The organism is Streptococcus mitis, assembly GCF_047462815.1.
Taxonomy (GTDB): domain Bacteria; phylum Bacillota; class Bacilli; order Lactobacillales; family Streptococcaceae; genus Streptococcus; species Streptococcus mitis_DO.
The window spans coordinates 91,726-103,992 of the sequence record NZ_JASHFB010000008.1 but is presented as its reverse complement, the minus strand read 5'-3'; the positions used below and the strand labels follow the sequence as shown (position 1 = coordinate 103,992).

12 protein-coding genes and 1 pseudogene are annotated in these 12,267 nt (G+C 39.7%); 11 read left to right on the top strand and 2 right to left on the bottom strand.

Going from position 1 to position 12,267, the window contains the following annotated elements; genetic code table 11:
* Positions 1-208 (bottom strand): hypothetical protein (locus QM865_RS05855; protein ID WP_414306233.1); only part of this gene is annotated, 208 nt, incomplete at its 3' end.
* Positions 209-653: 445 nt separating this feature from the next.
* Here QM865_RS05855 and QM865_RS05850 point away from each other — a divergent pair.
* The 7 genes and pseudogenes from QM865_RS05850 to QM865_RS05820 all read left to right on the top strand — a co-directional run.
* Positions 654-731, top strand: a pseudogene (locus QM865_RS05850) (salivaricin M family lantibiotic); the annotation flags it as partial.
* 271 nt (positions 732-1,002) lie between these two features.
* Complete coding sequence (locus QM865_RS05845; RefSeq protein ID WP_101781744.1) at positions 1,003-1,737, top strand: ABC transporter ATP-binding protein; 735 nt, start codon at positions 1,003-1,005, stop codon at positions 1,735-1,737.
* A gap of 12 nt (positions 1,738-1,749) precedes the next feature.
* The gene (locus tag QM865_RS05840) at positions 1,750-3,765 is read left to right on the top strand and encodes an FtsX-like permease family protein (protein WP_101781333.1); all 2,016 of its coding nucleotides are present in this window, start codon (positions 1,750-1,752) and stop codon (positions 3,763-3,765) included.
* Between the two features lie 80 nt (positions 3,766-3,845).
* The gene (locus tag QM865_RS05835) at positions 3,846-5,420 is read left to right on the top strand and encodes a sensor histidine kinase (protein WP_101781331.1); all 1,575 of its coding nucleotides are present in this window, start codon (positions 3,846-3,848) and stop codon (positions 5,418-5,420) included.
* Positions 5,401-5,997, top strand: a complete 597-nt coding sequence (locus QM865_RS05830; RefSeq protein ID WP_101781329.1) for a response regulator transcription factor — start codon at positions 5,401-5,403, stop codon at positions 5,995-5,997. The genes QM865_RS05835 and QM865_RS05830 overlap by 20 nt, the downstream gene beginning before the upstream one ends.
* A gap of 86 nt (positions 5,998-6,083) precedes the next feature.
* The gene (locus tag QM865_RS05825; RefSeq protein ID WP_001808324.1) at positions 6,084-6,314 is read left to right on the top strand and encodes a YqgQ family protein; all 231 of its coding nucleotides are present in this window, start codon (positions 6,084-6,086) and stop codon (positions 6,312-6,314) included.
* Complete coding sequence (locus tag QM865_RS05820; RefSeq protein ID WP_000259257.1) at positions 6,314-6,697, top strand: rhodanese-like domain-containing protein; 384 nt, start codon at positions 6,314-6,316, stop codon at positions 6,695-6,697. The genes QM865_RS05825 and QM865_RS05820 overlap by 1 nt, the downstream gene beginning before the upstream one ends.
* Positions 6,698-6,731: 34 nt before the next feature.
* Here the strand turns inward: QM865_RS05820 and QM865_RS05815 are convergent, their stop codons facing one another.
* Positions 6,732-7,457, bottom strand: a complete 726-nt coding sequence (locus QM865_RS05815; protein ID WP_414306231.1) for a 16S rRNA pseudouridine(516) synthase — start codon at positions 7,455-7,457, stop codon at positions 6,732-6,734.
* A gap of 161 nt (positions 7,458-7,618) precedes the next feature.
* On the opposite strand from QM865_RS05815, the gene typA reads away from it, so the two are divergent.
* The 4 genes from typA to QM865_RS05795 all read left to right on the top strand — a co-directional run bounded on the left by typA (position 7,619) and on the right by QM865_RS05795 (position 12,261).
* Positions 7,619-9,460, top strand: a complete 1,842-nt coding sequence (gene typA, locus QM865_RS05810; protein ID WP_000164111.1) for a translational GTPase TypA — start codon at positions 7,619-7,621, stop codon at positions 9,458-9,460.
* 19 nt (positions 9,461-9,479) lie between these two features.
* Positions 9,480-9,734 (top strand): DUF3165 family protein, encoded by a 255-nt coding sequence (locus QM865_RS05805; RefSeq protein ID WP_000262671.1) that lies wholly within the window; start codon positions 9,480-9,482, stop codon positions 9,732-9,734.
* A gap of 114 nt (positions 9,735-9,848) precedes the next feature.
* Positions 9,849-11,201: a UDP-N-acetylmuramoyl-L-alanine--D-glutamate ligase gene (murD, locus tag QM865_RS05800; RefSeq protein WP_414306230.1), complete on the top strand. Its 1,353-nt coding sequence runs from the start codon at positions 9,849-9,851 to the stop codon at positions 11,199-11,201.
* A gap of 1 nt (position 11,202) precedes the next feature.
* Complete coding sequence (locus tag QM865_RS05795) at positions 11,203-12,261, top strand: UDP-N-acetylglucosamine--N-acetylmuramyl-(pentapeptide) pyrophosphoryl-undecaprenol N-acetylglucosamine transferase (protein ID WP_101781322.1); 1,059 nt, start codon at positions 11,203-11,205, stop codon at positions 12,259-12,261.
* The last annotated feature ends 6 nt before the right edge of the window (positions 12,262-12,267 follow it).

The window sequence follows — 12,267 nt, the reverse complement described above, 5'->3', positions numbered from 1 at the left end:
GTTGTTTGATTTGTGTTATAGTGAATATGCATGGGATAGCCTTTCTAAATGGTTTATTAAGCAATTCTATTTTACCAAGACTATCGCAACCGTGCAAAAAAGCAACGGCAAATCCGTTGCTTTTTTTGGGGACATAAGAGACTATTGTCCCAGGCTCGTCTTTAATTGGGAAATACAAAAATTTTACTCGAAAATAAGAAACTTGCACGATTTACTCATTACTTATCCAGTACTAGAGTTTATACTAGTTATTGTAAAGATGATCATCTAAAAGAAGGAAGGAGGCAACCTTATGGCTAAAAATACAAGTCGTCCAGAGATTGATTCTCTCAGTTTCGAGGTTGAAAACCAAGAACTTTCCGGGAAATCAGAAGCTAGTGGTACACAGCTTTTAAATTGATAGTAGCAAGTCTCTGTGGATTGTGTTTCACCTGTTCCTATGATACGACAAATAGTGTTCGTTGTTGGATAAAACGAAAGGAAAATTCTAGAGTTTTATTACAAAACATTGACAACACTTTGATTTGGTGTTATATTTACGAGGAGAAATACAAATGAAACAAGACAATTTTGAGATTGATTCTTTGGATTATGAAATTAATAGCCAAGAGTTAAATGGTAAATCTACTGCTGGGTGACGTACGACTGTTAGATTAACAGTACAAGGTCGCTGTGGTTGGTGGTTTACATATTCTTATGAATGTACTTCGCCAAACGTGCGCTGTGGATAAAATTACCTCTATTCTTTGACAGGAGGATAAAATGGAAGCAATTATTGGAACACTATACTTCTATGCACCTGTACTGGTCTTAGGAGTTCTTGTCATAGGGATTGTTTACTTTATGAAAAAAAGAAACGATCGCAAATAATCAACATCGACCGATACCTGAAAAAGGCATCGGTTTTTTTTATAACTTGAATATATTGCACAAAATACTCATGGCAAACCTTGAAAGAAACCGTATAATGAGAGTGTAATAAAGAAACGGAGGAATGAAATGATGAAACAACTTATCGTGACAGCATTAACGAAAACATTTGGTCAAGGGGATAATATCGTTCATGCTTTATCAGATGTGAACCTGTTCGTTGAAAAAGGTGAATTTCTGGCAATTATGGGGGCTAGTGGTAGTGGAAAAACAACACTTCTCAACTGTATTTCAACGATTGATAAACCAACATCAGGTGAGATTCGATTTGAAGATTTTGATATCATCCATGCCAAGGAAAATGAACTAGCTGACTATCGTGCTAAAAACATTTCCTATATTTTCCAAGCCTACAACTTGGTGGAAACCTTGACAGTTTATGAAAATATCGTCCTACCTCTCCAGATTCAGGGGAAAAATATCAAAAAACATCAGGATAAGATTGAGGAAATTTTGGATAAGTTGGCCATCCAAAACTTAAAAGATAAGTTTCCTAATCAGTTATCAGGTGGTCAGCGACAACGTGCGGCAACTGCTAGAGCCTTGATTGATGATTCTAAACTGATTATCGCGGATGAGCCGACAGGAGCCTTGGACTCTGCCAATTCTGAAAAACTGATGGCGCTTTTGCAGGAAATCAATAAAAGTTTTGGTATTACCATTTTACTGGTTACCCACGACCCTGCTGCAGCAAAGTATTCCTCACGGATGGTGCTACTTAGCGATGGAAAGATTATGGATGATTTGGAACGTAACAGCTTATCTAATGAACAGTATTTGCAAGAGATTTACAGCCGTACCAGATAGGAGGGGGAGAGTATGTATCCAAAATTGATTTTACGAAATGTATTTCGAAATTTACAGACTTACACCATCTACTTTTTCAGTCTAACCTTGATTTATAGCTTGCTCTATGCTTTTAATGCTTTACCAAGCCATCCAGTGATGCAAAGTTTATCAGGGGCAAAGGAAATGCTGACGAAGGTGATGAGTCAGTACATGGGCTTGCTTTCCTATTTGATTCTATCAGCAATTGCCTTTCTTATCGTTTACTCCACAAATTTTGTGCTGGGACGGCGCAAGAAAGAGCTGGGCCTTTATGCAACGCTGGGAATGAAGAAGAGGCATATTATTCGTACCCTGTTCTTTGAAACCATGCTGGTCAATATCTTTTCCTTGATTCTAGGTTTCTTGCTTGGAGTGATCTTACTGGTCATTCTAGCTAAGGTTGCATCTGAGTTTTTCATGGCCAATTACTTTGGTAGCCTGCTTTTCTTTGATAGCAAGTCTGCCATCTTACTAGTTTATTCCTATTTGGTAACCAGTTTTATTGTAGGTGTCATGGACATTCTTACCTTTAGAAAGCAAAATATCATTGCACTTATTCAAGAAAATGGGGTCAAAAAATCTGTCTTTGCAAAAGGCAAGCCAGTTCTTCAAGCACTTCTCTTTATTCTTTCGACAGCTGTTATCGGTTTTGGTGCTCTCTATTTTTCAGACTATCACCATCTATCATTCTTGAAAAGCTGGGGTATCTTGCTGGTATCTGTCTTCGTGGTTTTTGTTATTTTATTTTACAATACCTTGAGCCATTTTATCTTGGTCTCTCTTAGAAAACTGCCTCAAACCTACTATAACAAACTAAACACTTTTAAAATCCGTCAATTTTCAAAACAAGCTGATAGTAATTCGGTCACGTTGGCTGTCTTATCCTTGACCTTGACCCTGGCTCTCAGCTTACTAGTTTTTAGTGGTAGTGCCTATACGACTATGAACCGAGAGCTGAACAAATACTCACCTTATGATATAACTGTCAATCTCTATCGTGGTCAGGAGTTTCAATTTTCTCAGGAATCTGTCAAATACAGATTGAAAGCCGACGGCTTTGACTTTAATTTCATCAAAGAAGAGTACAGCTATCCTAGCTATTCTAGTGATGTAATCTATAAAGATTTGATTGATACCAGCAATCTCTGGGAGCATGATAAGAAACTTCCTGAATCAAAAGTACCGATTTTAGGAATTTCTGCCTACAATCATCTCCGCAAACTGCAAGGTGAAAGAGAGGTTGACTTGTCAGAAGACCAATTTCTAGTCAATGCCAATTATAAAGGAACTGCCAAGCAGATTCAGGACTTTCTATCAACGACCAAAACCCTCATGATTAACGGTCATTCTCTCAACCTTGCCTCTTCGAAGCCACTTGAAACAGTTTACTTTTTATCTTCAGTAGGTCTAAATGACGCAGGAACCTTGATTGTACCAGATAAGGTAGTAGTTGGATTGACGGAAGACCACACGACCTATGTTGCCAATTTCAAAGAAAACATTGACAAACGGGAAGTAGAAACATTCTTGAGTCAGTGGATTGAAAAATACTACTTTACTCGTGATGGAGCAGAGTTGAATCCGTTCACCTATCAAACGAAAGGAAGTATTTTTGAGGTTTACCTTGGATTTATGGGCGTCATTGTCTTTGTCATGATTTTTGTCAGTGTTATTTTTATCATTATTTCCCTCAGTATCTTGTCCCTTCAAACTTCTACAAGTGCTTTGGATAGTGTTAATGATTATCAAATCTTATACCTTCTTGGGAACAAGAGAAAGCAAAATCGTTCTATTCTTTTGCAACAGATTCTAAGTTATTTCTTGGTTCCGCTGGTCATCGCAGGTCCGCTAGCATTTGCCTTGAGTACTGCTCTTTTGGGCTATTTTGAGAATTTCGCTAATACCAGCATTTCTATTGATATCACCTATCTGGGAGTAGCGGTCTTACTCTTTGTCCTTTACCTGCTAGTGACTTACAGAGTAAGTTGGAAAATTATTGAAAATTAAGTCAAATACCAGAGTTGCCTATCCTGCAATTCTGGTATTGTGTTATAATGATATTAAAGTAGTTCAGGAAGTGGATACATATGAAACGGTTTGTTAAATCGCTCTCGAAAAACTCACTTTTATTGTGGTGGTTGACGATTTTTAATCATCTAGCTTTAATGATTTATATTTATTATAGGATTCCTCTGGACTTTTCGACAGATTTTTCCTTGCAGATGGTTTTATTGCTGATTATTGCTTTAATTGTATTTAGCTATATTTGTAATATTGTGACCTTTCGGTATAGTGAGTTGAAACTTTGGTTGCTCCTGATGATGTTTCTCATTAGCTGGCAATCCATATTTAATCAAGGAGTTGCGAGCACCCTGTTGCACTTTTTTGATATTCTTCATCCGCTCAACTCTTTTTTATTGGTGTATAGTTCTCTGTCTATTATATTTCTGGGAGAGAAAATAGGAGAAGAACTGTTGAGTGTGTCCTTTGTGTTGACACTAATCACCATTAGTTCATATCTGTTAAGTCCTTCAATTTTTCTATTTCTGTCCTTGTTTGCGTCTTTCTTTTTAAACCTTGTTCCCTTGATTTTACTGATTTTATATCATAAAGAGTTGAAAAGTAAACTCAAGTATCAGAGACGAAATTTGTGGATATTAGCTTTAATATTGCCTATTTCTTATTTCTTTTTGTATATCAATACGACGGGCTCAGGAGTGATGAACCTAGTCTGGTATCTGGAAATTGTTGGCATTTTAGCTTTTTTACACTTCAAAACGATTGTCAGCTCTCTTCAAAAAAAGGTATCAGAGTTAAAATTGTCCTATATAAAAGCTTTTTCACGCTTGTTTTTACTGGTTATGTTTTTGTCAGTAGGTATTTTCATCATCTTTCGTCTAGATTTAAACACGAGCTTTTTGGTCTTGAATATCATGTTACTATTGTTCGGGATTTGTTCGGAAGAATTGATTCGCCTCTTTCGTTCTGCTGAAATGCTAGATGCTAGGGATTATGTAAAAGTTCTATTTTTAAAGCGTAACCGTATGGTAAAAAGTCTGCTGGCAAATGAAGACACAGAACAACAGTTCTCGGAATTTCTTCACAATGAAATCCTGCAAAATGTGATGGCAATAAAAAATTTCAATAAATATAGTAGTAATCAAGCTTTTGGTGAACAGATCAATCTGGTGACAGAGGAGTTGGTTCAGCGGATTCGTGAGCGGATGGATTATTATCAGCCAATGGTAGAAACAGACGATCAGTTAGATATCCAGTATCAAGGGCTGATTAATCGGATTGTAAAGCGCTATAACGCTGAAAATGAAGTCGTCACACAGTTTCCTGCCCACTTTAGGCTTTTATCTCCTTACGATAAAATTGCCTATCGTCTGGTTGAGGAGTTGGCGACCAATGCCGTTAAGTACGCTAGTGGTGGAAGGATTTCTTTGAAGATTGATGTGCATGATGACGCTATTTTTATCATTTCTGAAAATGACTGCCTTCCAACAGAAAAATCCTTAGGTTATGGCTTGAGAAATATGTCTAATAAAATTAGTGTTTTAGGTGGTCAAATGCAGATTTTTGAAAATAATAAGAGATTTCGTGTAGAAATTACTCTCCCGATTGATAAGGAGTTGTGTTATGAAAATTTTGTTAATTGATGATCATAAATTATTTAGCAAAAGCATCAAGATGATTTTAGAGTTATCGGAAAACATTAAAAAGGTCCAGTTAGTGGATAATTTTTCGTCTATTTCGGAGATTGCTTTTAATGACTACGACATTATTTTGATTGACATCAACCTGACGAGTCTGTATCAAGATGATGGACTGACCTTGGCACGAGAGATTATCGACAATGGTTGTTCTAGTAAGGTTGTGATTTTGACAGGTTACAGCAAAAAAATGTATGAACACCGAGCTAAAGTTATGGGAGCTTATGGATTTCTGGACAAAAGTATGAACCCAGATGAGTTGGTAAAAAAATTGGAAAAGATTTATCTAGGTGATAAGGTCTTTTCAGATGAAGTGATGGTAGAGGTGCTAACACCACGAGAAATTGAGATACTAGAACTGGTTAGAAATGGCTTGACCATTGATGGTGTCTGTGACAAGGTCTATGTGAGTAAACGTACAGTATCCAATCACTTGGCCAATATCTTTTCAAAATTGGGAGTGACTAACAGGCAGGAGGCGATTCACATCGCTGAGCAGTTGGGTTATTTTCCACCAGATTAAAAAGTTGCAGAAGATGCAGCTTTTTTAATTTCTGTGATACTTCTTGTGTGAGTCTCTTCTTGAAAAAAACATAAAATTTTGCTAGAATGAGTCTTATGAAAACATTCTATGATGTGCAGCAATTCCTCAAACGATTTGGCATTATTGTTTACATGGGAAAACGCTTATATGATATTGAACTGATGAAGCTGGAACTCTCTCGGATTTACGATGCAGGGTTGATGGACAAACTAGATTATCTAGAAGCAGAAGCGGTTCTTCGCAGAGAGCACAAGGTAGAATTGGATTATATTGAGAAAAATGGAGAAAAGAACTAATGGTTACTTGGATTTTGTGGGCACTTATACTGGCAATGTTGGCATGGATGGGCTTTAACTATCTGCGTATTCGCCGTGCGGCTAAAATCGTAGACAATGAGGAATTCGAAGCCTTGATTCGTACGGGTCAATTGATTGATTTGCGCGACCCAGCTGAATTCCACAGAAAACATATCCTTGGAGCTCGCAATATTCCTTCAAGTCAGTTAAAGACTAGTCTTGCTGCCCTTCGTAAGGATAAACCTGTCCTTCTCTACGAAAACCAACGTGCGCAACGTGTCACAAATGCGGCCCTTTACTTGAAAAAACAAGGTTTTTCTGAGATTTATATCCTTTCTTATGGTTTGGATTCTTGGAAAGGGAAAGTCAAAGTTGAGAAATAAGAAAACGAGCTTGGATATTTTCCGAGCTCATTTTTTAACCACTTTTTCTGAGAAAGTCACGAATCCTTGCCAACTCTTCTGAGTTAAGGGGGCGGTAGTCTCCCTCTTGAAGATTATCATCCAAGCTCCAAGGCCCAAATTGGGTGCGCTTTAGGGAGGTCACTTTAACACCAACTGAGAGGAACATTTTTTTGACTTGATGAAATTTTCCCTCTGAAATGGTGATAGAGGCTTGGCTGAAAGAAGGACTTGCAGATAGAATTTCTATCCTTGCAGGTTTACAGACAGTGCCATCTAAAAAGATAATTCCCTTTTGAAAGTCTTGGATATGGTCAGGTGTCAAGAGGTCATTAACCTCAACTTGGTAGGTCTTATCGACATGATACTGAGGATGAAGGAGTTGAAAGCCCAAAGGGCCGTTATCGGTTAAAAGGAGAAGACCGGTCGTATCTCGATCCAATCGGCCGACGGCATAGAGTTTGTCAGACTGGATGTCAGCTGGAAGGAGATCCATGACGGTTTGAAGTTCCTTGTCTTTATTGGCTGTCACGACACCGGCAGGTTTATGAAGCATGAGATAGGTGTGCTCATAACCTTGAATGATTCGGCTCTGAAAAAGGAGTTCTTGTAGACCTGTATCGATATTCTGGGCTAGGGAGCGGGCTGGGCAACCATCGATTAGAATTTCCCCTTTGAGAAGTGCTTGTTTCATGGCCTTTCGGCTGATTTTTTCTTGGGCTAATAAATTATCTAAACGCATACTGTGCCTATCTTATCATAAGTTGTATACTTTGAAAAGGCTTGATGTGAAAAGAAAAGCAGAGTGAAAACATTTACACTTGCTTGAGTTATGTTATTTACTTGAAAATATGGTATAATCGTTCAGTTAGAAAATAAATTTTGAATATTATAGAGGAAATCATGACAAAATTAAGAGAAGATATCCGTAACATTGCGATTATCGCCCACGTTGACCACGGTAAAACAACCCTCGTTGACGAATTATTGAAACAATCAGAAACGCTTGATGCACGTACTGAATTGGCTGAGCGTGCTATGGACTCAAACGATATCGAAAAAGAGCGTGGAATTACCATCCTTGCTAAAAATACAGCCGTTGCCTACAACGGAACTCGTATCAACATCATGGACACACCAGGACACGCGGACTTCGGTGGAGAAGTTGAGCGTATCATGAAAATGGTTGACGGTGTTGTCTTGGTCGTAGATGCCTACGAAGGAACCATGCCACAAACTCGTTTCGTATTGAAAAAAGCCTTGGAACAAGACCTTGTCCCAATCGTGGTTGTTAACAAAATCGATAAACCATCAGCTCGTCCAGCAGAAGTAGTGGACGAAGTCTTGGAGCTTTTCATAGAGCTTGGGGCTGATGACGACCAGCTTGACTTCCCAGTGGTGTATGCTTCAGCTATCAACGGAACTTCTTCATTGTCAGATGATCCAGCTGACCAAGAAGCTACTATGGCGCCAATCTTTGACACAATTATCGACCACATCCCAGCTCCAGTAGATAACTCAGATGAGCCTTTGCAATTCCAAGTATCACTTTTGGACTACAATGACTTCGTTGGTCGTATCGGTATCGGTCGTGTCTTCCGTGGTACTGTTAAGGTTGGGGACCAAGTTACCCTTTCTAAACTTGACGGCACAACTAAAAACTTCCGTGTTACAAAACTCTTCGGTTTCTTTGGTTTGGAACGTCGTGAAATCCAAGAAGCCAAAGCAGGTGACTTGATTGCCGTTTCTGGTATGGAAGATATCTTTGTCGGTGAAACCATTACTCCGACAGACGCAGTTGAAGCTCTTCCAATCCTACACATCGATGAGCCAACTCTTCAAATGACTTTCTTGGTCAACAACTCACCATTTGCTGGAAAAGAAGGTAAATGGGTGACTTCTCGTAAGGTGGAAGAACGTTTGCAGGCCGAATTGCAAACAGACGTTTCCCTTCGTGTTGACCCAACTGATTCACCAGATAAATGGACTGTTTCAGGACGTGGAGAATTGCACTTGTCAATCCTTATCGAAACAATGCGTCGTGAGGGATATGAACTTCAAGTATCTCGTCCAGAGGTTATCGTAAAAGAAATCGACGGTGTTAAATGTGAGCCATTTGAACGTGTTCAAATCGACACTCCAGAAGAATACCAAGGATCTGTTATCCAAAGCCTTTCTGAACGTAAGGGTGAAATGTTGGATATGATTTCAACTGGTAATGGTCAAACTCGTTTGGTCTTCCTTGTTCCAGCGCGTGGGTTGATCGGTTACTCAACTGAGTTCTTGTCAATGACTCGTGGTTACGGTATCATGAACCATACCTTCGACCAATACTTGCCATTGATTCCAGGCGAAATTGGTGGTCGTCACCGTGGTGCCCTTGTTTCTATCGATGCTGGTAAGGCTACAACTTACTCAATCATGTCTATCGAAGAACGTGGTACGATCTTTGTCAACCCAGGTACTGAGGTTTATGAAGGAATGATCATCGGTGAAAACTCTCGTGAAAATGACTTGACAGTTAACATCACTAAGGCGAAACAAATGACTAACGTTCGTTCAGCTACTAAGGACCAAACAGCTGTTATCAAGACGCCTCGTATCTTGACACTTGAAGAGTCTCTTGAGTTCTTGAATGATGATGAGTACATGGAAGTAACGCCTGAGTCAATCCGTTTGCGTAAACAAATCCTTAACAAGGCAGAGCGTGAGAAAGCTAACAAGAAGAAAAAATCAGCTGAATAAGAGCTAGAAAGAGATAAAGATGGTTTATTTAATCATAGGACTCCTCTTATTACTACTCTATGTATTTGCGACACCAGAAAGCATTAAAGGGACAGTCAACATCGTCCTTGTCGTCTTTGCTTTCGTAGCACTTTTGATTTTGCTGATGTTGTCTGTCCTGCAAATCTTTCAGCTACCGACAGAATTCTTTATCGCAATCGCCATGCTCTTCCTAGCATACTTTAGCTTGCGAGATATTACCCTCATGTCGGTCCATAAAAGTAAAAGAAGATAAAAAGAGAGTTTCGGCTCTCTTTTTGCTTGTTAGAATGCCTAATCTGAGCATTTTCATTTAGAATTATTTCCATAAAAATGGTAAAATAGTAAGAGTAGAAATGGAGTTCGAGACATGAAAGTAATAGATCAGTTTAAAAATAAGAAAGTCCTTGTTTTAGGTTTGGCCAAGTCTGGTGAATCTGCAGCTCGTTTGTTGGACAAGCTAGGTGCCATTGTGACGGTAAATGATGGGAAACCATTCGAGGACAATCCAGCTGCCCAAAGTTTGCTGGAAGAAGGGATCAAGGTTATCACAGGTGGCCATCCTTTGGAACTCTTGGATGAAGAGTTTGTCCTTATGGTGAAAAATCCAGGTATTCCATACAGCAATCCCATGATTGAAAAGGCATTGTCAAAGGGTATTCCTGTCTTGACTGAAGTGGAATTGGCTTACTTGATTTCAGAAGCGCCAATTATCGGTATCACAGGTTCAAATGGAAAAACAACCACAACGACTATGATTGGGGAAGTTTTGACTGCTGCTGGGCAACATGGTCTTTTATCAGGAAATATCGGCTATCCAGCTAGTCAAGTGGCCCAAACTGCGTCAGACAAGGACACTCTTGTTATGGAACTTTCTTCTTTCCAACTCATGGGTGTGCAAGAATTTCATCCAGAGATTGCGGTTATTACCAACCTCATACCAACTCATATCGACTACCATGGTTCTTTTGAGGAATATGTAGCAGCCAAGTGGAATATCCAGAACAAGATGACAGCAGCTGATTTCCTTGTCTTAAACTTTAACCAAGACTTGGCAAAAGAATTGGCAAGAAAAACACAAGCTACAGTTGTTCCATTTTCAACACAGGAAAAGGTTGATGGAGCTTATCTAGAAGATGGTCAGCTCTACTTCCGTGGAGAAGTGGTCATGGCAGCTAGCGAAATCGGAGTTCCAGGTAGCCACAATGTAGAAAATGCCCTTGCGACGATTGCTGTAGCCAAGCTTCGTGGTGTGGATAACCAAACCATCAAAGAAACTCTTTCAGCCTTTGGTGGTGTCAAACACCGTCTCCAATTTGTGGATGAAATCAAGGGTGTCAAATTCTATAACGACAGTAAATCAACCAATATCTTGGCTACTCAAAAAGCCTTGTCAGGATTTGACAACAGCAAGGTTATTTTGATTGCAGGTGGTTTGGACCGTGGCAATGAGTTTGACGAATTGGTTCCAGATATTACTGGACTCAAGAAGATGGTCATCCTCGGTCAGTCTGCAGAACGTGTTAAACGGGCAGCAGATAAGGCTGGTGTGTCTTATGTGGATGCAACTGATATTGCAGATGCGACTCGCAAGGCTTATGAGCTTGCGACTCAAGGAGACGTGGTTCTTCTTAGTCCTGCCAATGCCAGCTGGGATATGTATGCTAACTTTGAAGTACGTGGCGACCTCTTTATCGACACAGTAGCGGAGTTAAAGGAATAATATGAAAAAAATTGTCTTTACAGGTGGGGGGACGGTTGGACACGTGACCCTCAATCTTTTGTTAATGCCCAAGTTCATCGAAGATGGATGGGAAGTCCATTATATCGGAGATAAACGTGGCATCGAACACCAAGAAATCCTCAAGTCGGGTCTAGATGTCACCTTCCATTCCATTGCGACTGGCAAATTGCGTCGTTATTTCTCTTGGCAAAATATGCTGGACGTCTTCAAAGTTGGATGGGGAATTGTCCAATCGCTCTTTATCATGTTACGACTTCGTCCACAGGCCCTTTTTTCAAAGGGAGGTTTTGTCTCTGTGCCGCCTGTTATCGCTGCGCGTGTGTCAGGAGTGCCTGTCTTTATTCACGAATCTGACCTGTCCATGGGCTTGGCCAATAAAATCGCTTATAAATTTGCGACTAAGATGTATTCAACCTTTGAGCAAGCTTCAAGCTTGTCTAAGGTTGAGCATGTGGGAGCAGTGACCAAGGTTTCAGATCAAAAAACTCTGGAACCAGATGAATTGGTGGATATCCAGACCCACTTTAATCCCCAATTGCCAACAGTGCTGTTTGTCGGTGGTTCTGCAGGTGCTCGTGTCTTTAACCAATTAGTGACAGACCATAAGAAAGAACTGACAGAACGCTACAATATTATCAACCTAACTGGAGATTCTAGCCTGAACGAGTTGAGCCAAAATCTCTTTCGTGTTGACTATGTGACCAATCTCTATCAACCCTTGATGGAATTGGCTGATATTGTTGTGACACGTGGTGGAGCCAATACGATTTTTGAGCTCTTGGCCATGGCAAAATTACATGTTATTGTGCCGCTTGGTCGTGAAGCTAGTCGTGGAGACCAGATTGAAAATGCAGCTTACTTTGTAAAAAAAGGCTATGCGGAAGAGCTTCAAGAAAGCGATTTGACTTTGGACAGTTTGGAAGAGAAGCTTTCTCACTTACTAAGCCACAAGGAAGACTATCAAGCCAAGATGAAGGCTTCTAAGGAATTGAAATCTCTAGCAGATTTTTATCAATTGTTGAAAAAAGATTTATCATAAGGAAAG

Coding starts and splice junctions, on each gene's coding strand:
- QM865_RS05845 (WP_101781744.1), top strand. CDS start 1,003: ATGAAACAACTTATCGTGACAGCATTAACGAAAACATTTGGTCAAGGG.
- QM865_RS05840 (WP_101781333.1), top strand. CDS start 1,750: ATGTATCCAAAATTGATTTTACGAAATGTATTTCGAAATTTACAGACT.
- QM865_RS05835 (WP_101781331.1), top strand. CDS start 3,846: ATGAAACGGTTTGTTAAATCGCTCTCGAAAAACTCACTTTTATTGTGG.
- QM865_RS05830 (WP_101781329.1), top strand. CDS start 5,401: ATGAAAATTTTGTTAATTGATGATCATAAATTATTTAGCAAAAGCATC.
- QM865_RS05825 (WP_001808324.1), top strand. CDS start 6,084: ATGAGTCTTATGAAAACATTCTATGATGTGCAGCAATTCCTCAAACGA.
- QM865_RS05820 (WP_000259257.1), top strand. CDS start 6,314: ATGGTTACTTGGATTTTGTGGGCACTTATACTGGCAATGTTGGCATGG.
- QM865_RS05815 (WP_414306231.1), bottom strand. CDS start 7,457: ATGCGTTTAGATAATTTATTAGCCCAAGAAAAAATCAGCCGAAAGGCC.
- typA (WP_000164111.1), top strand. CDS start 7,619: ATGACAAAATTAAGAGAAGATATCCGTAACATTGCGATTATCGCCCAC.
- QM865_RS05805 (WP_000262671.1), top strand. CDS start 9,480: ATGGTTTATTTAATCATAGGACTCCTCTTATTACTACTCTATGTATTT.
- murD (WP_414306230.1), top strand. CDS start 9,849: ATGAAAGTAATAGATCAGTTTAAAAATAAGAAAGTCCTTGTTTTAGGT.
- QM865_RS05795 (WP_101781322.1), top strand. CDS start 11,203: ATGAAAAAAATTGTCTTTACAGGTGGGGGGACGGTTGGACACGTGACC.